This window comes from Burkholderia sp. MSMB1459WGS, assembly GCF_001534535.1.
In the GTDB taxonomy this organism is placed as follows: Bacteria; Pseudomonadota; Gammaproteobacteria; order Burkholderiales; family Burkholderiaceae; genus Burkholderia.
The window spans coordinates 147,238-168,272 of record NZ_LPMU01000013.1; the positions used below are offsets into that span (position 1 = coordinate 147,238).

A 21,035-nucleotide genomic window follows, 5' to 3' on the forward strand; every position below is an offset into this window, starting at 1 on the left:
GCCGCATGGCCTATGCCCGGGCGGGGCAGGCAAAATCGGCTATAGTGTAGCGATTGGCGCCGGATCTCTTTTTCTTCGTCGCCAATCCAGATCAACCTGCAAAAAAAGATGGAGTACGCCATGAGCAACAAAGGGCAATTGTTACAAGACCCGTTTTTGAACGCACTGCGCAAAGAGCACGTTCCCGTTTCGATCTATCTCGTCAACGGCATCAAGCTTCAAGGGAACATTGAATCGTTCGACCAGTACGTCGTGTTGCTCCGTAATACGGTGACCCAGATGGTTTACAAGCACGCCATCTCGACGGTCGTGCCGGCGCGCCCGGTGAATTTCCACCCGGACGCGGAAGCCTCGTCCTAACCAATTGCAGCGGCCGGCATCCGGTCGCCGCGAGCGACCGATGCCAGCCGCCTTATCTTGACACCCGATAATTTGATCAACGCAGCGCTCGTCGGCATCGATTTCGGCAAGACCGATTTCGAAGCCAGTCTCGAAGAACTCAGTCTTCTCGCCTCCAGCGCGGGGGCCCGTCCCGCCGTCACCCTCACGGGCCGTCGCTCAAGTCCCGACGCCAAGATGTTCATCGGCAGCGGCAAAGCCGAAGAACTGCGGCTTGCGTGCGACGCGCACAACGTCGAAATCGTCATCTTCAACCACGCGCTGGCGCCCGCCCAGCAACGCAATCTGGAGCAGGCGCTTAACAGGCGCGTGGTCGACCGCACGAGCCTCATCCTCGACATCTTCGCGCAGCGTGCCCGCAGCCACGAAGGCAAGCTGCAGGTCGAGCTCGCGCAGCTTCAATACCTGTCGACCCGGCTCATTCGCGCATGGACCCACCTCGAGCGGCAAAAGGGTGGTATCGGCCTGCGCGGCCCCGGCGAAACCCAGCTCGAAACCGACCGCCGCCTGATCGGCGAACGCATCAAGATGCTGAAGTCGCGGCTCGACCGGCTGCGCCGCCAGCACAGCACGCAGCGCCGGCAGCGCGCGCGCAGCGGCACGATGTCGGTGTCGCTCGTCGGCTACACGAACGCGGGCAAGTCGACGCTGTTCAATGCGCTGACGAAAGCGCAGGCGTACGCGGCCGACCAACTGTTCGCGACGCTCGATACGACGTCGCGGCGCGTGTACCTCGGCGACGAGGTCGGGCAGATCGTCGTGTCCGATACGGTCGGGTTCATCCGCGAGCTGCCTCACCAACTCGTCGCGGCGTTCCGCGCGACCCTCGAGGAAACGATCCATGCGGATCTGCTGCTGCATGTGGTCGACGCGTCGAGCGCGGTCAGGCTCGAGCAGATCGAGCAGGTCAACGGCGTGCTGCACGAGATCGGCGCGGACACGATCCGGCAGGTGCTGGTGTTCAACAAGATCGACGCCGTGCCCGAGCTGGCGGCCCGCGGCGACGCGGTCGAGCGGGACGAGTATGGTAATATTTCGCGCGTCTTTTTGAGCGCGCGCACCGGTCAGGGTCTCGATACGTTGCGTGCCGCCATCGCCGAAATCGCCTCCGCGGAACACCTTTCCAGCGCGACGTTGCCCGACGCGCTCGATGGCACGTCCGCTGAATCGCACGAAGACCACACGATTTCCGAACACGGGCGCTAACCGGTCCCGGCCGGTTCGCCGGCGTCCAATCTGGTGAACAAACTCTGGTGAACGAATACAACGAGCGGAGTACCTGGCGGCGGATGCGCGCCTTGCTGTCGATCAACGATCCCCGCTGGGGACGCGGCGAAGGCAATGGCAAGGACGGATCCCGCCCCCGCGCGAACGAATCGAAGCGTCCGCCAGGCGGCGACGGCGACGGTCCGCCCGATCTCGACGAGATGTGGCGCAATTTCAACCGGCGCCTGAGCGGCCTGTTCGGCGGCAAGGGCGGCAACGGCTTCCGTCCCGACAATGGCCGGGCCGCACGGGTCGGCGTCGGCATCGTGATCGGCGTGCTGGTCGCGGTTTATGCGGGAAGCGGGCTGTTCGTCGTGCAGGAAGGCCAGACGGGCGTCGTGCTGCAGCTCGGCAAGGTGTCGGGCACGGTCGGCCAGGGCGTGCACTGGCGCGCACCGTATCCGTTCGCGTCGCACGAGATCGTCGACACGTCGCAGGTCCGCTCGATCGAGATCGGCCGCAATAACGTCGTGCGCCTGGCGAACGTGAAGGAAGCCGCGATGCTGACGCGCGATGCCGACATCGTCGACGTGCGCTTCATCGTGCAGTACCGGATCCGTTCCGCCACCGATTACCTGTTCCGCAGCGTCGATCCCGAGCGCAGCGTGTCGCAGGCCGCGCAGGCCGCGGTGCGCGCGATCGTCGGCACGCGCAGCGCGGCCGACATGCTGAACCAGGACCGCGATGCGCTGCGCGAGCAGCTTTCCAGCGCGATCCAGCGCGATCTCGACCGCTACCAGTCGGGGCTCGAAGTGACGGCCGTCACGATGCAGAGCGTCGCGGCGCCCGAGCAGACCCAGGCCGCCTACGCCGAAGTCGCGAAGGCGCGCGACGAGCGCGAGGCCGCGAAGCGCGCCGCGCAGGCGTATGCGAGCGACCTGCTGCCGAAGGCGCAGGGCGATGCGGCGAAGCTCGTCGACGAAGCGAAGGCGTATGCCGATCGCGTGGTCACGGAAGCCGAGGGCGACGCGGACCGCTTCAAGCAAGTCTATGCGCAGTACTCCAAGGCGCCTGCGGTCATTCGCGAGCGGATGTATCTCGAGACGATGCAGGAAATCTATTCGAACGCGACGAAGGTGTTCGTCGGCAACAAGGGCGGTAACAGCGTCGTGTACCTGCCGCTCGACAAGCTCGTCGAGCAGGGCCGGCAAAACGCCGCGACGTCGGCCGGCGCGTCCGCCGCCGATGCGGCGTCGGCACCGGCGGTCACGGCGCCGTCGGCAGCTGCAGCCGCGCCGGCGAGCGCCGCATCGGCCGCCGCCGCGTCAGGTGTCGACGTGCTGCGATCGCGCGAAGCGTTTCGCAGCCGGTCGCGTGAAGACGATACGAAGTAACGGGGAGCGCAGAACATGAACCGAATCATTGCGCTCGTCGTCGCAATCGTGATTGTCGCCTTCGCGGCATCGTCGACGGTCCTCACCGTCGATCCGCGCCATACGGCCGTGCTGTCGGGCCGCGACGGCACGCAACCGGAACTCGCGGGCCCCGGCGTCCATTTCAAGCTGCCGCCGCCGCTGCAGACGGCGACGCTGATCGACACGCGCCTGCAATCGCTGGAGTCGTCCGATCCGCTGCAACTGGCAACCGAAGACAAGCACGACCTGCTCGTCGCGTATGCGGTGAAGTACCGGATCAGCGACCCGATGAAATATTTCACCGCGACGGGCGGCGACCCGGCGGCGGCGAGCGAACGACTGTCCGGTACGCTGAAGAGCGCGCTCGGCGATGCATTCGGCAAGCGCGCGCTCGACGATGCCCTCGGCGGCCAGCGCGCGATCGCCGATGCGGCTCGCGATGCGGCGAAGGCGAGCGCGGCCGGTTTCGGCGTCGACGTGGTCGACGTCCAGCTCACGCGTGTCGACCTGCCGGCTGCGCAGACGGACGCCGTCTATCAACGGATGATCGGCGCGTTGCGCGATCAGGCGGCCCAGGTGCGTGCGCAAGGCGCGGCCGACGTCGAGCAGATCAAGGCCGACGCCGAACGCGAGCAGCAGGCCGTGCTCGCGAACGCGTACAAGTCCGCGCAGACGATCAAGGGCGAGGGCGACGCGAAGGCCGCGACGATCGCCGCCGATGCGTTCGGCCGCGATCCGCAGTTCTATCAGTTCTACGCGAGCCTGCGGGCCTACCGGAATACGTTCAAGCGCAACGACATCATCGTCGTCGATCCCGACAGCGAGTTCTTCCGCTTCATGCGCAGCCCGACGGGCGGTGCCGCACCGGCGGCGCCCGCTCCCCGCAAACATTGACCTTGGGGCGCCGCGTCGAGCGGCGCCGTCGCTCGCATGGACCTGGCTGGCTCGTTGTTGCTCGCAGTAGCGCTGATGCTGATCATCGAGGGGGCGTTCCCCTTTGTGTTTCCCGTCGCCTGGCGCGACACGTTTCGTAGAATAGCCGAGCGGCCGCCGCATCATATCCGGATCGGCGGGCTGATCGTGATGGTGCTCGGGCTCGCGCTGTTGCTGCTCGCGACCTGACCGTAGCCCCGATCCGGACGGCGCATCCGCCGTTCGTTCCGCCCGATTTCGAAGTTCCGATTCAACTCGCGGCGCGCGTGTCGCGCGCCGTTTCCCGTCGTAGGACCGTACCGATGTCGACCTGGTTACTTCCCGAGAATATCGCCGACGTACTGCCGTCGGAAGCGCGCAAGATCGAGGAGCTGCGCCGCAGGCTGCTCGACCGCTTCCGTTCGTACGGCTACGAAATGGTGATGCCGCCGTTGCTCGAGTATCTCGAGTCGCTGCTGACGAGCGGCGGCGCCGATCTGCGCCTGCGCACCTTCAAGCTGGTCGACCAGCTGTCGGGCCGCACGCTCGGCCTGCGCGCGGACATCACGCCGCAGGTCGCGCGGATCGACGCGCATCTGTTGAACCGTCAGGGCGTGACGCGTCTCTGCTACGCGGGCCACGTGATGCATACGCGTCCGCGCGGCCTGCACGCGACGCGCGAACAAATCCAGATCGGCGCCGAAATCTACGGCCACGCCGGGCTCGAAGCCGATCTCGAGATCCAGCAACTGATGCTCGACGCGCTGCATCTCGCGGGCCTGTCGCGCATCCGTCTCGACCTCGGCCACGCGGGCGTGCTCGCGGCGCTGCTGGCGCGCGACGCGCAGGCCGCCGAGCGTGGCGAGTCGCTGTACGACGCGCTGTCGGGCAAGGACGTGCCGCTGCTGAACGAACTCACCGACGATCTCGGCGCCGACACGCGCGCCGCGTTGCGCGCGCTGCCGAACCTCTACGGGGACGCGAGCGTGCTCGCCGAGGCGCGCACGCGCCTGCCGGTGCTGCCTGAAATCACACGGGCGCTCGACGATCTCGCGCAGCTCGCGTCGCAGGCGAAGGGCGTCGAAGTCGCGATCGATCTCGCCGACCTGCGCGGCTACGCGTATCACAGCGGCGCGATGTTCAGCGCATACATCGACGGCGTGCCGAACGCGATCGCGCGCGGCGGCCGTTACGACCACGTGGGGCAGGCCTATGGCCGGGCTCGTCCGGCGACCGGCTTCTCGCTCGACCTGCGCGAGCTCGCACGAATCTCGCCGGTCGAGGCGCGCGGCACCGCGATCCTCGCGCCGTGGGCGCAGGACGATGCGTTGGGCGCGGCCGTCGCGGCGCTGCGCGATGCGGGCGAGGTCGTGATCCAGGCGCTGCCGGGCCACGATCACGTGCTCGACGAATTCGCGTGCGATCGTTCGCTCGTCGAGCGCAACGGCGCGTGGGTGGTCGAACCCCGATAAAGAGGTGCTCGCGGGCCGTGCTTCGGCGTGCATATCGTTGAAGCGAAACGGAAAAATTCGGAATCGCCCGCGAACATAGGTAGAATACGTTTTTAACCAGCTAACGAATCAACATGTCTGCCAGCGCAGTGAACGTGACTCCCGGGCGCAATGTCGTCGTCGTGGGAACGCAATGGGGTGATGAAGGCAAGGGCAAGATCGTCGACTGGCTGACGGACCACGCTCAGGGCGTCGTGCGTTTCCAGGGCGGTCACAACGCCGGCCACACCCTCATCATCGGCGGCAAGAAAACGATCTTGCGCCTCATTCCGTCGGGCATCATGCGTGAAGGCGTCGCCTGCTACATCGGCAACGGCGTCGTCCTGTCCCCCGAAGCACTGTTCAAGGAAATCGGCGAGCTCGAAGAAGCCGGCGTGAACGTGCGCGATCGCCTGTTCATCTCCGAAGCCACGACGCTGATCCTGCCGTACCACATCGCGATCGACCAGGCGCGCGAAGCGCGCAAGGGCGCGGGCAAGATCGGTACGACCGGCCGCGGCATCGGCCCTGCGTACGAAGACAAGGTGGGCCGCCGCGCGCTGCGCGTGCAGGATCTGTTCGACGCGAAGACCTTCGCCGATCGCCTGCGCGAAAATCTCGATTTCCACAATTTCGTGCTGACCCAGTATCTGGGCGGCGCGGCCGTCGATTTCCAGGCCACGCTCGACACGATGCTCGGCTATGCCGACCGCCTGAAGCCGATGGTGGCCGACGTGTCGCGCCGCCTGTACGACGCGAACAATGCGGGCCAGAACCTGCTGTTCGAAGGCGCGCAAGGCACGCTGCTCGACATCGACCACGGCACCTATCCGTTCGTCACGTCGAGCAACTGCGTCGCAGGTGCGGCGTCGGCCGGCGCGGGCGTCGGTCCGCAGAAGCTCAACTACATCCTCGGCATCACGAAGGCGTATTGCACGCGCGTCGGTTCGGGTCCGTTCCCGAGCGAACTGTACGATGCGGACAACCCGCAGCGTCAGGACCAGATCGGCGTCACGCTCGCGAACGTCGGCAAGGAATTCGGTTCGGTCACCGGCCGTCCGCGCCGCACCGGCTGGCTCGATGCGGCCGCGCTGCGCCGCTCGATCCAGATCAACGGCGTGTCGGGCCTGTGCATGACGAAGCTCGACGTGCTCGACGGCCTCGACGAAGTCAAGCTGTGCGTCGGCTACCAGGTCGACGGCAAGGACGTCGACATCCTGCCGCGCGGCGCGGTCGATGTCGCGCGTTGCGAACCGGTGTACGAGACGTTCGCCGGCTGGAAGGAAAGCACCGTCGGGATCAATACGTGGGACGCACTGCCGGCGAACGCGCAGGCATACCTCGCCCGCGTCCAGGAAGTGGCTGGCGTGCCGGTCGACATGGTGTCGACGGGCCCGGACCGCGACGAAACGATCCTGCTCCGCCATCCGTTCAAGGTGTAATTCCCAGATGACGCAGCAAATCACGATGACGGCGGCAGACTTGATGACCGATCCGCGCAACGACGACAAGAACCTGTGGGTAGGCTGGGACGAGTATCACCGGCTGATCGAGCTGCTCGCGCTGCAGGTGCACGCCTCGGGCTGGAAGTTCGACCAGATCCTGTGCCTCGCGCGCGGCGGCCTGCGCGTTGGCGACCAGCTGTCGCGCATCTACGACGTGCCGCTCGCGATTCTCGCGACGAGTTCGTACCGGGAAGCGGCCGGCACCGAGCAGGGCGAGCTCGACATCGCGCAGTACATCACGATGACGCGCGGCAACCTGGCGGGCAACGTGCTGCTGGTCGACGATCTCGTCGATTCGGGCGTCACGCTCGCGCGCGTGCAGGAGCACCTGAAGGAGCGCTATCCGTCCGTGACGGCCGTGCGTTCGGCAGTGCTCTGGTACAAGGGTTGCTCGAAGGTCAAGCCCGACTATCACACGCAGTTCCTGCCGACGAATCCGTGGATTCATCAGCCGTTCGAGGAGTGGGATACGGTTCGGCCGCACAACCTCGAGGCGTGGATCAAGCGCGGTCGCGCGCAGCGCGACGGTTCGGGCGCGTAAGCGGCCGGCCGATCGAACGAAAGCCTTGTACGGCGCCGCTTGCGGCGCCGTTTTTCATTGGCGCGCCGGGGCGCCGCGGGGCCGCGCCGCGCACCCGATAGGCAGGCGGCGCGGCCCCGGCTATGATGGCAGCCCTGCCACAGGTCGCGCCGGATTGCATGCGCGGCGTGGATCACGTGGCTCCACGGCAACACGGCAGGGCGGCGTTTCACGAGGGCGCGAGTAGAATAGCGCTCGTTTTGTCCGACCCGGACCCGATTATTACGCTTCATATGAACGACACGACTCACGCGACCGACGCCGCACACGCGCCGCATTCGACGCAACAACACTCGATGCGGGCGCTAGCGATAGCAGCCATCGGCGTCGTGTTCGGCGACATCGGCACCAGTCCGCTGTATTCGCTCAAGGAGGCGTTCAGCCCCGCGCACGGCATTCCGCTGACCGAAGGGTCGATTCTCGGCGTGATCTCGCTGCTGTTCTGGGCCATCGTGCTGGTGGTCGGCGTCAAGTACCTGCTGTTCGTGATGCGGGCGGACAACAACGGCGAAGGCGGCGTGCTCGCGCTGATGGCGCTGTCGCTGCGGCCGCTCGACTCGAAAACCCGTGTCGCGGGCGCGCTGATGGCGCTCGGGATATTCGGCGCGTGCATGTTCTACGGGGACGCGGTGATCACGCCGGCGATCTCGGTGATGTCGGCCGTCGAAGGTCTGGAGATCGCGACGCCGCACCTGTCCCATCTCGTGCTGCCGATCACGATCGTGATCCTGATCGCGCTGTTCTGGATCCAGCGGCACGGAACCGCGCTGGTCGGCAAGCTGTTCGGCCCGATCATGGTGCTGTGGTTCGTCGTGATCGCGGCGCTCGGCGTGTATCACATCGTTCGCGTGCCGGGCATCATCGCGGCGATCAATCCGTATTACGCGGCGTCGTTCATGGCCGACCACCTGCTGCAGGCGTACGTCGTGCTCGGCTCGGTCGTGCTGGTGCTGACCGGTGCGGAAGCGCTCTACGCGGACATGGGCCATTTCGGTGCAAAGCCGATCCGGTTGGCCGCGTACGGGCTCGTGATGCCGTCGCTCGTGCTGAACTACTTCGGCCAGGGCGCGCTGCTGATCCAGAATCCGAAAGCGATCGAAAACCCGTTCTTCCTGCTGGCGCCAGAATGGGGGCTGCTGCCGCTCGTCGTGCTGTCGACGGTCGCGACCGTGATCGCGTCGCAGGCCGTGATCTCCGGCGCGTATTCGCTGACGTCGCAGGCGATCCAGCTCGGCTACGTGCCGCGCATGAAGGTGCTGCATACGTCCGAGCTCGCGATCGGCCAGATCTACGTGCCGGTCGTGAACTGGCTGCTGCTGTTTGTGATCCTCTGTATCGTCGTCGGTTTCAAGAGTTCGGACAACCTCGCGGCCGCGTACGGTATCGCGGTGACGGCGACGATGGTGATCACGACCGTGCTCGCGTGCGTCGTGATGGTGAAAGTGTGGAACTGGAACCGGCTGCTGGTCGGCGCGATCATCGCGGTGTTCCTCGCGATCGACCTCGGCTTTTTCGGCGCGAACCTGCTGAAGGTCGCGCAGGGCGGCTGGTTGCCGCTCGGCATCGGCGCGCTGCTGTTCTTCCTGCTGATGACCTGGTACAAGGGGCGTCACATCGTCAAGGAGCGCACGGCGGCCGACGGTATTCCGCTCGAACCGTTCCTGCAGGGGCTGCTCGCGCATCCGCCGCACCGCGTGTCGGGCACCGCGATCTACCTGACCGGCAACGACAAACTCGTGCCCGTCAGCCTGCTGCACAACCTGAAGCACAACAAGGTGCTGCACGAGCGGACCATTTTCCTGACGTTCGTCACGCGCGACATTCCGTACGTGCGCGACGACAGGCGCCTGAGTTCGCGTGATGCGGGCGGCGGACTGTACATCGTCAAGGCCGAGTACGGCTTTAACGAGACGCCGGACGTGAAGGCCGTGCTCGAGGAATTCGGCCGCACGCACGACATGACGTTCGAGCTGATGGACACGTCGTTCTTCCTCGCGCGCGAAACGGTCGTGCCGACGCATCTGCCCGGCATGTCGATCTGGCGCGAGCGCGTGTTCGCGTGGATGCATCAGAACGCGGCGAAACCGACCGATTTCTTCTCGATTCCGGCGAATCGCGTCGTCGAGCTCGGGACGAAGATCGAGATCTGACGGGCGAGCGGGCCGCGTATGCGGCCCATGCCGAATCGGGCTGCGCGCTTCGCCGAAGTAATAAAAAAACCCGCCTTTCGGCGGGTTTTTTTGTGCGTCGACGCCTTCGACTCAGCGTTTCAGCTTCGCGAATGCCGCGGCCATCGCGCCGGCCGGTTCCGGCTCGCGCGTACGCTGCGGACGGGCTGCGCCGCGCCCCGCGTTGCCGCGATCCTGGCCGCCGCGCGACGACGTGCCGGGTGCTGCCACGTCGTCGTCGAGGCGCATCGTCAGCGCAATGCGCTGGCGCTTCACGTCGACGTCGATCACCTTCACCTTGACGACCTGGCCGGCCTTCACGACTTCGTGCGGATCCTTGATGAACTTCGTCGACATCGCGGACACGTGGACGAGGCCGTCCTGGTGCACGCCGATATCCACGAACGCGCCGAATGCGGCAACGTTCGTCACGACGCCTTCGAGCGTCATGCCCGGCACGAGATCCGAGACCTTCTCGACGCCTTCGCGGAACGTGGCCGTCTTGAATTCCGGGCGTGGATCGCGGCCCGGCTTTTCCAGTTCGGCCAGGATGTCGCGCACGGTCGGCAGGCCGAAACGTTCGTCAACGAATTCCATCGGCGACAGGCCCGCTAGCGCCTCGCGGTTGCCGAGCACGTCGTCGATGCGCTTGTTGATCTTCGCGAGCATCCGTTCGACGACCGGATACGCTTCCGGGTGCACCGACGAGCGGTCGAGCGGATTCTCGCCGCCATTGATGCGCAGGAAGCCGGCGGCCTGTTCGAAGGTCTTGTCGCCGAGGCGCGGCACCTTGCGCAGGTGCTCGCGCGACGGGAACGGGCCGTTCGCGTCGCGATAGTCGACGATGTTGCGCGCGAGCGTCGCGTTCAGGCCCGACACACGGGCGAGCAGCGGGGCCGACGCCGTGTTCGCGTCGACGCCGACCGCGTTCACGCAATCCTCGACGACCGCGTCGAGCGAGCGGGCAAGTTCGCGCTGGTTCACGTCGTGCTGGTACTGGCCGACGCCGATCGCCTTCGGCTCGATTTTCACGAGCTCCGCGAGCGGGTCCTGCAGGCGGCGGGCGATCGACACGGCGCCGCGCAGCGACACGTCGAGTTCCGGGAATTCCTTCGCGGCGAGCTCGGACGCCGAGTAGACCGACGCGCCGGCTTCCGACACGACGATCTTCTGCAGCCGCAGCTCCGGGTGTTTCGCGATCAGTTCGCTCGCGAGCTTGTCGGTTTCGCGCGACGCGGTGCCGTTGCCGATGCTGATCAGTTCGGCCCGCGTCTGCGCGGCGAGGCGCGCGAGTTTCACGATCGAGCCGTCCCAGTCGCGGCGCGGTTCGTGCGGGTAGATCGTGTCGGTCGCGAGCACCTTGCCGGTGCGGTCGACGACCGCGACCTTCACGCCGGTGCGCAGGCCGGGGTCGAGACCGATCACGGCCTTCGGGCCGGCCGGTGCGGCCAGCAGCAGGTCGTTCAGGTTGCGCGCGAAGACGCGGATCGCTTCGGTTTCGGCCGTTTCGCGCAGTTGCGTGAGCAGTTCGTTTTCGATATGCGGCTGCACCTTCACGCGCCAGCACCAGCGGCAGACGTCGGACAGCCATTTGTCGGCCGGGCGATTCTGGTTCGCGATGCCGAAATGGCGCGCGATCATCGCCTCGCCGGGATGCGGCACCTGCGCGTCGAGTTCTTCGCCGAGGCCGAGCTTGATCGTCAGCACGCCCGCGTTGCGGCCGCGGAACAGCGCGAGCGCGCGGTGCGACGGCACGGTCTTGATCGTTTCCGCGTAGTCGTAATAGTCGCGGAATTTCTCGCCTTCCTCGTTTTCCTTGCCCTCCACGACCGCCGACGACACGACGCCCTGGGCGTGCAGGTAGTCGCGCAGCTTGCCGAGCAACTCCGCCGTCTCGCCGAACTGTTCGGACAGGATGTCGCGCGCGCCGTCGAGCGCGGCCTTCACGTCGGCGACGCCCTTGTCGGCATCGACATACGCGGCCGCCTCGGTCTGCGGGTCGAGCAGCGGATTCGCGAGCAGCGCCTGCGCGAGCGGCTCGAGGCCGGCCTCGCGGGCGATCTGCGCACGCGTGCGGCGCTTCGGCTTGTACGGCAGATAAAGGTCCTCGAGCACCTGCTTGCTGTCGGCCGCGTCGATCGCGGCACGCAGTTCGTCGGTCAGCTTGCCCTGTTCGTCGATGCTCGACAGGATCGCGGCGCGGCGATCCTCGAGCTCGCGCAGGTACAGGAGGCGTTCCTCGAGCTGGCGCAACTGTGTGTCGTCCAGATTGCCGGTCACTTCCTTGCGGTACCGGGCAATGAACGGAACGGTCGAGCCTTCGTCGAGGAGTTGCACGGCCGCCGCGACCTGGCGCGGCTGGACGGACAGTTCGGTGGCGATGCGCTGTACGATCTTGAGTGCTACGGTTTCCGTCATGTCGTGGATGGTCTGCCTGCTGAAATCGCGGCGCGGGCCGGCAGGCCCGGAGCGGCGGGCTGCCCGGCTGGCCCGCCGGGCCAGAGGCCGCGGGTGAATGAAGCGGGGCATTTTGCCATAAATGGCGGAGCGTCCAGCCGGGGGTGATAGAATTTGACACATGTCCCGCAGCTTTCCTACGACGTTGCCAACTTCCCGCATTTCTCTCGTCGCGCTCGGCGCAGCGCTCGCCGCGGCTTTGTCTGCCGGGCCTTCCGGCGCATTCGCGCAGGCCCAGGGCGCCAGCGCGCCGGACGCCGCCGCGTCCGCGCCCGTTGCAGCCTCCGCCGCCCCGGATTTCGACGCCCGTCAAAAAGTGCTCAATCAACGCTCCGCGGAAAACGATTATCGTTATGCGGTGGCGGAGCACGATTGTTACAGCAAGTTCTTCGTCAACCACTGTCTCGGCAAGGCGCGCGATCAGATGCGCGAGGAGCGCGCGAGCATTCGCCAGGAGCAGCTCGCGCTCAACGACGAGCAGCGCGCGGTGCGGGCGCAGCAGCGCGACCAGCAGCAGGCGCTGAAGCAGGCCCGGAACGCGGCGGAAGCGCCGCAGCGGGCGGCGACCGACGCGGCGAACGCGGCTGCATTCCGCGACAAGCAGGAGCAGAATGCACTGAAGCAGGCGCAGCGCGGCGCGGAAGGCCCGCAACGCGCGGCGAACAGGCAGGCATACGACCAGAAGCAGGCGGATTTCCAGCGCAAGCTCGACCAGGCGCACCAGCAGGCGGCGCAGAAGGCGCAGGAGCGGGCGGACAACGCCACGCGCTACGAGCAGAAGCAGAAGGCAGCCGCGCAGCACAAGGCCGATGTCGAGCGGCGTCAGCAGGAAGCGGCCGAGAAGGCCAGGCAGCAACAGCAGGGGCAGTAACGTGTTGAATTGATCGGGCTCAGTCTCGGGCGCGTCGGCACGCCAGCCGTCGCGCTGCTTCGATGAGGAGGCAGGTATGCAAAACCGTCACACGGAACAGCAGCAGGAATTGCACAACCGTTTGGCTGCATTGCAGGAGCAGCACCAGCAGCTCGCTCGGGAGATCGAGCTGAAGGAAGGACACTCCGACATCGATGACATCACGCTGCACCGGCTGAAGAAGGAAAAGCTGGCCGCCAAGGACAAAATCATTTTGCTGCAATCGCAGCTCGAACCGGATAAGCGCGCCTGAGCGCGGCCTGGCAAGCGCCGGCGCCGCTCGGGCGCTGGACACAGGAACGCTTGCCTTGAATTCACCGCTTGAAGCCACCCCTGATGCCCGGCGTGACACGACGTCCGCCGGGCGCGTTCGTGCGCCCGAAGGCACTTTCGAGCTGAGCCGCAAGCGCGTCGACGAACTCGACACGATCTTCGGCGAAGGCGGGTTGCTGGCGCGCGCGCTCGACGGCTATCGGCCGCGTACGTCGCAGATCGAGATGGCGCGCGCGGTCGCGTCCGCGATGGAGGCGTCCGCACGCCGGATGCCCGATCCCGAGATCTTCGAAACCCGCAAGCGGCCGGCGCGCCGCCTCGGCGACGGCGACAAGGCGGCCGGGCCGGCCGCGGATGACGCCGCAGCGGCCGAATCCGACAACGACGCAGGCGACAACACGCTGATCGTCGAGGCCGGCACGGGTACCGGCAAGACCTACGCGTATCTCGTGCCTGCCATGTTGTGGGGCGGCAAGGTGATCGTGTCGACCGGCACGAAGCACCTGCAGGACCAGTTGTTCCAGCGCGACATCCCGACCGTGCGCAACGCGCTCGCGGTGCCGGTGACGGTCGCGATGCTCAAGGGACGCTCGAACTACCTGTGCCATTACTACCTGCAACGCACGGCCGACAACGGCCGGCTGCCGTCGCGGCAGGATACCGCGTATCTGCAGGAAATCGTCCGCTTCGCGAAAATCACGAAGAGCGGCGACAAGGCCGAACTCGCGAGCGTGCCGGAAACGGCGCCCGTGTGGTCGATGGTCACGTCGACGCGCGACAATTGCCTCGGCCAGGAATGCCCGCACTACAAGGAATGCTTCGTGATGCAGGCGCGGCGCGAGGCCCAGCAGGCCGACGTCGTCGTCGTCAACCATCACCTGTTCTTCGCGGACATCATGCTGCGCGACACGGGGATGGCCGAACTGCTGCCGAACGCGAACACGATCATCTTCGACGAAGCGCACCAGTTGCCGGAAACGGCGACGCTGTTCTTCGGCGAGACGCTGTCGACGACGCAGATCCTCGAGCTCGCGCGCGACACGGTCGCCGAAGGCCTGAGCCATGCGCGCGACGCAGTGGAGTGGGTGAAGCTCGGCGGCGATCTCGAGCGCGCGGCGCGCGACTTGCGTCTCGCGTTCGCGAACGACCAGATCGTGCGCATGTCGCTCGCACAGCTCGGCGACGATCACCCGATGTTCGGTGCGCTCGACGCGCTCGACGTTGCGCTCGATGCGCTCGCATCGGCGCTCGCGAGCCAGGCCGAGCGCGCGGAATCGCTCGGCGCGTGCCTGCGGCGCGCCCGCGAGCTGCAGGACCTGCTGGCGGGCTGGGTCGCGCCCGGCGCGGCGCAAGCGGCAGCGAAGGCCGATGCGTCGGCGGCCGGCGACAACGCGGCCGCCGACGGCGATCCGAACGAGAAGGTGCGCTGGGTCGAGGTGTTCGCGCATACCGTCCAGCTCCATGAAACGCCGCTGTCGGTCGCGCCGATTTTCGCGAAACAGCGTGCGGGCGTACCGCGTGCATGGGTATTCACGTCGGCGACGTTGTCGGTGCGCGGCGATTTCACGCACTACGCGGCGCAGATGGGCCTGAGCTCGCGTCGTTCGATGACGCTCGCCAGTCCGTTCGATTACCAGTCGCAGGGGCTGCTGTACGTGCCGCGCAACCTCCCGCAGCCGTCTTCGCCGGCATTTACCGACGCCGTCTTCGATGCCGCGCTGCCGGCGATCGAGGCATCCGGCGGCGGCGTGTTCATGCTGTGCACGACGCTGCGCGCGGTCGACCGGATCGCGTCGAAGCTGCGCGACGCGATCGAGTCGCGCGGCTGGAACATGCCGCTGCTCGTGCAGGGCGACGCGAGCCGCACCGAGCTGCTCGACCGCTTCCGCGCGTACGGCAATGCGATCCTGGTCGGCAGCCAGAGTTTCTGGGAAGGCGTGGACGTGCGCGGCGATGCATTGTCGCTGGTCGTGATCGACAAGCTGCCATTCGCGCCGCCGGACGATCCGGTGCTGGCCGCGCGGCTCGATGCGCTGACGAAGAAGGGGCTGAGCCCGTTCGCCGTGCATCAACTGCCGCAGGCCGTGATCACGCTGAAGCAGGGTGCGGGCCGGTTGATTCGCGCGGAGACGGATCGCGGCGTGCTGATGATCTGCGATACGCGGCTCGTCGACAAGCCTTACGGGCGCCGGATCTGGCAAAGCCTGCCGCCGTTCAAGCGCACACGCGAGATCGCGGTCGTGCAGGATTTCTTCGACGAGCACCGCGCGGACAAGCGCGCGTGAGCGCACGCGCGGCGCTTGCCGCGTGAACGCCTTGGCGTCAACCGAATGCGGCGCCAATAAAAAACCCGGCTCGATGGCCGGGTTTTTCGTATGCGCAACGGGTGTTGCAGCGCGCCGTGCTTAGAACTGCCACCACGACTTCTTCGCACCGGGGCGCGCATGGCCCGTCACGTACGGGCTGTCGGGGAACGTGCCCGCGAGCACGCGCTTGGTGTCCTCGGCGAGTTCCGGCTGGTTCAGCTTGCCGTACGACAGGATCATGATGTGCAGCGCGTCCTCGATCGCCGGCGCGCCCTTGTAGTCCTTGATCGCGAGCTGGGCACGGTTGATCGCCGCGACATACGCGCCACGGCGATAGTAGTAGTCGGCCGCATGCACTTCGTGCGATGCGAGCGCGTTGACGATGTAGCGCATCCGCGCGGCCGCATCGGGCGCGTACTTGCTCTTCGGGAAGCGATCGACGACGACCTTGAACGCATCGTACGATTCGCGCAGCGCCTGCGGATCGCGTTCGCTCATGTCCTGGCCGGAGAAGCGACCGAACAGGCCGAGATCGTCGTTGAAGTGGATCATCCCCTTCAGGTAGTACGCGTACGGGATATCCGGATGATCCGGGTGGAGCTGGATGAAGCGATCGACGGCCTGGTCGGCGGCCGCCGCTTCGTTGTCCTTCCAGTTGCAGTATGCAACGTTGATCTGCGCCTGTTGCGCGAAATGGCCGAACGGATCGCGGCCTTGCAGCGATTCGAAATATTTCGCGCACTTGCCCCAGTCGCCGCCGGACAGTGCGTCCTGGGCCTCTGAGTATAATTTGTTGTTCGACCAGGTAGCCGTCTCGTCCTGCTTCTGCGGCAAGCCGTGGCAGCCGGCGATGAGGGCCGCGGCCGCTACCGCCGCAGCCCGGGCGGCGACGGTTCTGGCCGTGCGTTTGGTCGAATTCATCATGCTCGCATGTCCTAGCTTCAAGTCTCGGTGACCCAGTCTAAATGACCCGTTCAAGTTCGCAGAATGCCCAGCCGGGCACACCAAATCGCGAAGATTATAGCCCAAGCGATCGGCCCGCCGACGCTGCGTCGGGGGATTCCCTCGATGACGATCTGGCCGGCGACGCCATGCAGCCGCCCGTGGTGCCGTCCGCGGCGCACGACGACGCGCCGCGCATCGTCGAAGTGCCGCTGTCGCTCGCGGGCGAACGTCTCGACAAGGCGCTCGCCCAACTGTTCCCCGAATTCTCGCGCAGCCGCCTGCAGAGCTGGATCGAGGCGCAGCGCGTGCTCGTCGACGGCGCGCCGGCGAAGATCCGCCAGCCGGTGCCGCTGGGCGCGAAGATCGAGCTCGTGCCCGATCTGCTGCCCGAGCAGCTCGCGTTCACGCCGGAGCCCGTGCCGCTCGACGTGATCTACGAGGACGACGCGCTCGTCGTCATCAACAAGCCGGCCGGTCTCGTCGTCCATCCGGCCGCCGGCAACTGGAGCGGCACGATCCTCAACGGTCTGCTGCATCGCTACGGCGACGCGGCGGCCGGCCTGCCGCGCGCGGGGATCGTCCACCGGCTCGACAAGGAAACGTCCGGCCTGATGGTGGTCGCCCGCACGCTGGCCGCGCAGACGGACCTCGTGCGCCAGTTGCAGGCCCGCACGGTGAAGCGCCGCTATTTCGCGCTGGTGTGGGGCACGATGCCAGAGGAAGGCACGATCGACGCGCCGATCGGCCGCGACCCGCGCGAGCGCACGCGCATGGCCGTGGTCACCGGCGCCTCGGGCAAGCCCGCGCGCACGCATTTCCGCACGGTTGACACATGTCTGTGGCAACGTCAGCCGGTTTCGGCGATTCAATGCGATCTCGAAACCGGCCGCACGCATCAGATCCGTGTGCACTGCGCGCACGCCGGGCATCCGCTGCTCGGCGATCCGGTCTACGGGCGTGCGCGCGGCAAGCGCTCGGTCGCGCCGCTGCCGGACGGGTTCGCACGACAGGCGCTACATGCGTGGCGGCTCGGTCTCGTGCATCCGGTCACGGGCAAGGCGATGCAGTGGCGCTGCCCGCTGCCGGACGACATGAACGCACTGGTCGCGGCGCTCGGCTTCGGGCAGGGCGACGAGGAATTCGACGACGACAATCCCTACGGCGATGACGATTTCGGCGGCGAGTATCACGACGACGAGCCGTACCTGGACGATGAGGAGGAGTGAGTGCCGATGACGAATCTGGCGCCGTTGACGTGGCAGGACTGCGTGCAGCCCGACTGGCGCGTGTCGCCGCGCGTGCGTGCGCTGATCACGACGCGCGACGGCGGCGTGAGCGAAGGCCCGTACGGGCGCTGGCAGGATGGGGCGGCATTGGCGGGCGGGATGAATCTCGGCCTGCATACCGGTGACGATCCCGACCATGTCGCCGTCAATCGCGCGCGCCTGCTCGCCCTCGCTGGCCAGTCGGGCGCCGCATGGCTCGAGCAGGTTCACGGCGCGCAGATCGTGCGGGCGGACGAGGTGATCGCCGCGGCGCCTGCCGCCACGGCGCCGGTGCAGGCCGACGCGAGCGTCACGGATCGGGCCGGCGCCGTCTGCGTGGTGATGGTGGCCGATTGCCTGCCCGTGCTGCTGTGCGACGCGCAGGGCCGCGCGGTCGGCGCTGCGCATGCGGGCTGGCGCGGGCTCTCGGCCGGCATCGTCGAGCAGACGGCCGCGCGCGTCGCGGCGCTCGCGGGCGGGACGGCGGACACGCTGCATGCCTATCTCGGGCCGGCGATCGGCCCGCAGGCGTTCGAGGTCGGCGCCGACGTGCGCGACGCGTTTCTCGACACGGCTCCGCAGTCGGAGCATGATGAAACCCGTCGTGCGTTCGTCGCGAGAGACGGCGCGCCCGGCAAGTTTCTTGCCGATCTCTACGCGCTCGCGCGCCTGCGGCTCGCGCGTGCGGGCGTGGTGCACGTGAGCGGCGGGACGGCCTGCACGGTCGCCGAGCGCGCGCGCTTCTATTCGTATCGGCGCGACCGCGTGACGGGCCGCATGGCCGCGGCGATCTGGCTGGCCGATTGATTGCATGCGCATGCGCGCCGGTTTTGTTGCGCCGCGAAATCGGGTTATCTCGATATTGAGGCGGCAATGCGGCGTTGCATGCGCGACTGAATGAAAAATCCCGACGTCAAGTCAGGCAAAACATTTTATGTTTCGCCGGAACCCTTGTCCCGTCTATCGTGCGCGGATTATCTCCGCGCGGAAATGTTCAGTGGTTCGACCGGGCGCTTCACATGGGGAAAACGATAATGATAAAAATACCGCACTGCGGCAGAATCTGGAGACGCCTCTCCAGAGCATGACGGCCCGGCTCGCAGCCGGCACGCCGCGCGCGAGCAGGATTTCACGATTGACGCTCACGAATCACCGGTAAGGCAGGTAATGACAGCATCGAAAAATTCGTCGACGTCCGCTCATGCGGGCACTTCCGCGGGCAGTACCGGCTTCGATCCGGCCGCCCAGCCGATGCAGCAGATGTTCGAGTCGTGGTTGAACGCGTGGCGCGGTTTTGCCGATCCGGCACGCGCCGCGACGGCATCGGCCTCCGTCAACCCGTTCGCGACATTCCAGTTCCCGACGTCGTTTCCGTTCCAGATGCCGTCGATGCCCGACCTCGGCGCGATGGCGTCGCCGCTCGCGGGGCTGAAGCTGCCGGTTGCCGCGATTCCGCCCGAACGGCTCCAGGCATTGCAGGCCGACTACGCGCGCGACTGCATGACGCTGATGCAGCAGGCGGCCGCCGCGAAGCTCGAGCCCCCGGAGTTGAAAGACCGCCGCTTCAGCGGCGACGCGTGGAAGGCATCGCCCGCGCATGCCTTCGCGGCCGCGTGGTATCTGCTCAACGCGCGCTATCTGCAGGAGCTGGCCGACGCGCTTCAGACCGATCCGAAGACGCGCGAGCGCATTCGTTTCACGGTCCAGCAATGGACGGCCGCCGCCGCGCCGAGCAACTTCCTCGCACTCAATCCCGACGCACAGAAATCGATCCTCGAAACGCAGGGCGAAAGCCTGCGGCAAGGGATGATGAACCTGCTCGGCGACTTGCAGCGCGGCAAGATTTCGCAGACCGACGAATCGCAGTTCGTGGTCGGCAAGAATCTCGGGTGTACCGAGGGTGCGGTCGTGTACGAGAACGACCTGATCCAGCTGATCCAGTACACGCCGAAGACGGACAAGGTGTTCGAGCGGCCGCTGCTGATCGTCCCGCCATGCATCAACAAGTTCTACATCCTCGACCTGCAACCCGAGAATTCGCTCGTCGCGCATGCGCTGTCGAACGGTCATCAGGTATTTCTCGTGTCGTGGCGCAATGCGGATGCATCGGTCGCGCACAAGACGTGGGACGACTACATGAACGAAGGGCTGCTCGCGGCGATCGACGCCGTGCAGCAGATCAGCGGGCGCGAGCAGATCAACACGCTCGGCTTCTGCGTCGGCGGCACGATGCTCGCGACCGCGCTCGCGGTGCTCGCCGCGCGCGGCGAACATCCGGCCGCGTCGATGACGCTGCTCACCGCGATGCTCGACTTCACCGATACGGGCATCCTCGACGTGTTCGTCGACGAGGCGCACGTGCAGATGCGCGAGCAAACCATCGGCGGCAAGAACGGTACGCAACCGGGGCTGATGCGCGGCGTCGAGTTCGCGAACACGTTCTCGTTCCTGCGGCCGAACGACCTCGTGTGGAACTACGTCGTCGACAACTACCTGAAGGGCCGCACGCCCGCGCCGTTCGACCTGCTGTATTGGAACAGCGATTCGACGAGCCTGCCGGGCCCGATGTACGCGTGGTACCTGCGCCATACCTATCTCGAAAACAAGCTGCGCGAGCCGGGGGCGCTGACCGTCTGCGGCGAACCGGTCGACCTGTCGCTGATCGACGTGCCGACGTTCATCTACGGTTCGCGCGAGGATCACATCGTGCCGTGGCAGACGGCCTACGCATCGACGTCGATCCTGTCGGGCCCGCTGAAGTTCGTGCTCGGCGCGTCGGGGCACATCGCGGGCGTGATCAACCCGCCGGCGAAGAAGAAGCGCAGCTACTGGGTCAACGACGACCTGCCCGAATCCGCGGACGACTGGTTCGCCGCGGCGACCGAGCAGCCCGGAAGCTGGTGGACGACATGGGTCGAGTGGCTCGACGCGTACGGCGGCCGTAAGGTCGCGCCGCCGGCCCAGCCGGGTTCAGCGCAATTCCCGGCGATCGAGCCGGCGCCCGGGCGCTACGTGTTGCAGCGCGATTGACGAAAACCGGACAGCGGCGCACGCTGTCCGGCGCACCGCAGTTTTTTAACGGGGCCGGTAACGACGCGCCGTGTCGTGCGGGCCTGGAGGAAAGGGAAATGACGGATGTAGTGATCGTATCGGCCGCGCGGACCGCGGTCGGCAAATTCGGCGGCTCGCTGGCAAAGATTGCGG

Annotated in this window: 17 protein-coding genes; 15 read left to right on the forward strand and 2 right to left on the reverse strand. The window is 66.7% G+C overall.

Annotation, left to right across the window (positions count from 1 at the left end; translation table 11 throughout):
* Nucleotides 1–120 precede the first annotated feature (120 nt).
* From hfq to WT97_RS06520, 9 genes are all read left to right on the forward strand, one after another.
* Nucleotides 121–360 carry an RNA chaperone Hfq gene (hfq, locus tag WT97_RS06480; protein WP_006399927.1) on the forward strand — a complete coding sequence of 80 codons (240 nt, stop codon included), beginning with the start codon at nt 121–123 and terminating at the stop codon, nt 358–360.
* 72 nt (nt 361–432) lie between these two features.
* Nucleotides 433–1,605, forward strand: coding sequence for a GTPase HflX (gene hflX / locus WT97_RS06485; RefSeq protein ID WP_179949341.1), 1,173 nt, complete (start codon nt 433–435; stop codon nt 1,603–1,605).
* A 47-nt stretch (nt 1,606–1,652) separates the two neighbouring features.
* Complete coding sequence (gene hflK / locus WT97_RS06490; protein WP_059504915.1) at nt 1,653–2,999, forward strand: FtsH protease activity modulator HflK; 1,347 nt, start codon at nt 1,653–1,655, stop codon at nt 2,997–2,999.
* 15 nt (nt 3,000–3,014) lie between these two features.
* Nucleotides 3,015–3,914, forward strand: a complete 900-nt coding sequence (gene hflC, locus WT97_RS06495; protein WP_059790775.1) for a protease modulator HflC — start codon at nt 3,015–3,017, stop codon at nt 3,912–3,914.
* A 36-nt stretch (nt 3,915–3,950) separates the two neighbouring features.
* The gene (locus WT97_RS06500; protein ID WP_034207433.1) at nt 3,951–4,142 is read left to right on the forward strand and encodes a DUF2065 domain-containing protein; all 192 of its coding nucleotides are present in this window, start codon (nt 3,951–3,953) and stop codon (nt 4,140–4,142) included.
* 113 nt (nt 4,143–4,255) lie between these two features.
* A complete protein-coding gene (locus WT97_RS06505) occupies nt 4,256–5,404 on the forward strand; it encodes an ATP phosphoribosyltransferase regulatory subunit (protein ID WP_006496416.1) in 1,149 nt (382 codons plus the stop codon).
* A 113-nt stretch (nt 5,405–5,517) separates the two neighbouring features.
* Complete coding sequence (locus WT97_RS06510; RefSeq protein ID WP_059504911.1) at nt 5,518–6,864, forward strand: adenylosuccinate synthase; 1,347 nt, start codon at nt 5,518–5,520, stop codon at nt 6,862–6,864.
* 7 nt (nt 6,865–6,871) lie between these two features.
* Complete coding sequence (locus WT97_RS06515) at nt 6,872–7,468, forward strand: phosphoribosyltransferase (protein WP_006485899.1); 597 nt, start codon at nt 6,872–6,874, stop codon at nt 7,466–7,468.
* 272 nt (nt 7,469–7,740) lie between these two features.
* Complete coding sequence (locus WT97_RS06520; RefSeq protein ID WP_034207430.1) at nt 7,741–9,657, forward strand: potassium transporter Kup; 1,917 nt, start codon at nt 7,741–7,743, stop codon at nt 9,655–9,657.
* Nucleotides 9,658–9,768: 111 nt separating this feature from the next.
* On the opposite strand, the gene WT97_RS06525 is transcribed toward WT97_RS06520, so the two are convergent.
* Nucleotides 9,769–12,093, reverse strand: a complete 2,325-nt coding sequence (locus tag WT97_RS06525) for a Tex family protein (protein WP_059790776.1) — start codon at nt 12,091–12,093, stop codon at nt 9,769–9,771.
* A gap of 160 nt (nt 12,094–12,253) precedes the next feature.
* Here WT97_RS06525 and WT97_RS06530 point away from each other — a divergent pair, with 160 nt between their 5' ends.
* From WT97_RS06530 to WT97_RS06540, 3 genes are all read left to right on the forward strand, one after another.
* Nucleotides 12,254–13,003: a hypothetical protein gene (locus WT97_RS06530; RefSeq protein WP_060353168.1), complete on the forward strand. Its 750-nt coding sequence runs from the start codon at nt 12,254–12,256 to the stop codon at nt 13,001–13,003.
* 76 nt (nt 13,004–13,079) lie between these two features.
* Nucleotides 13,080–13,295, forward strand: a complete 216-nt coding sequence (locus tag WT97_RS06535; RefSeq protein ID WP_006478692.1) for a YdcH family protein — start codon at nt 13,080–13,082, stop codon at nt 13,293–13,295.
* Between the two features lie 55 nt (nt 13,296–13,350).
* A complete protein-coding gene (locus tag WT97_RS06540; RefSeq protein WP_059504905.1) occupies nt 13,351–15,600 on the forward strand; it encodes an ATP-dependent DNA helicase in 2,250 nt (749 codons plus the stop codon).
* Nucleotides 15,601–15,720: 120 nt separating this feature from the next.
* Here WT97_RS06540 and WT97_RS06545 read toward each other — a convergent pair whose 3' ends face one another.
* Nucleotides 15,721–16,545: an outer membrane protein assembly factor BamD gene (locus WT97_RS06545; protein ID WP_034207426.1), complete on the reverse strand. Its 825-nt coding sequence runs from the start codon at nt 16,543–16,545 to the stop codon at nt 15,721–15,723.
* Nucleotides 16,546–16,586: 41 nt separating this feature from the next.
* Between WT97_RS06545 and WT97_RS06550 the strand changes: the two genes are divergently transcribed.
* The 3 genes from WT97_RS06550 (at nt 16,587) to phaC (ending at nt 20,861) form a co-directional block, all read left to right on the forward strand.
* Nucleotides 16,587–17,792, forward strand: a complete 1,206-nt coding sequence (locus WT97_RS06550; RefSeq protein ID WP_060353169.1) for an RluA family pseudouridine synthase — start codon at nt 16,587–16,589, stop codon at nt 17,790–17,792.
* Between the two features lie 6 nt (nt 17,793–17,798).
* Nucleotides 17,799–18,638 carry a peptidoglycan editing factor PgeF gene (gene pgeF, locus WT97_RS06555; RefSeq protein WP_059505031.1) on the forward strand — a complete coding sequence of 280 codons (840 nt, stop codon included), beginning with the start codon at nt 17,799–17,801 and terminating at the stop codon, nt 18,636–18,638.
* 360 nt (nt 18,639–18,998) lie between these two features.
* Entirely contained in the window at nt 18,999–20,861 is a 1,863-nt protein-coding gene (gene phaC, locus WT97_RS06560) for a class I poly(R)-hydroxyalkanoic acid synthase (protein WP_060353170.1), read from the forward strand.
* Nucleotides 20,862–21,035 lie beyond the last annotated feature (174 nt).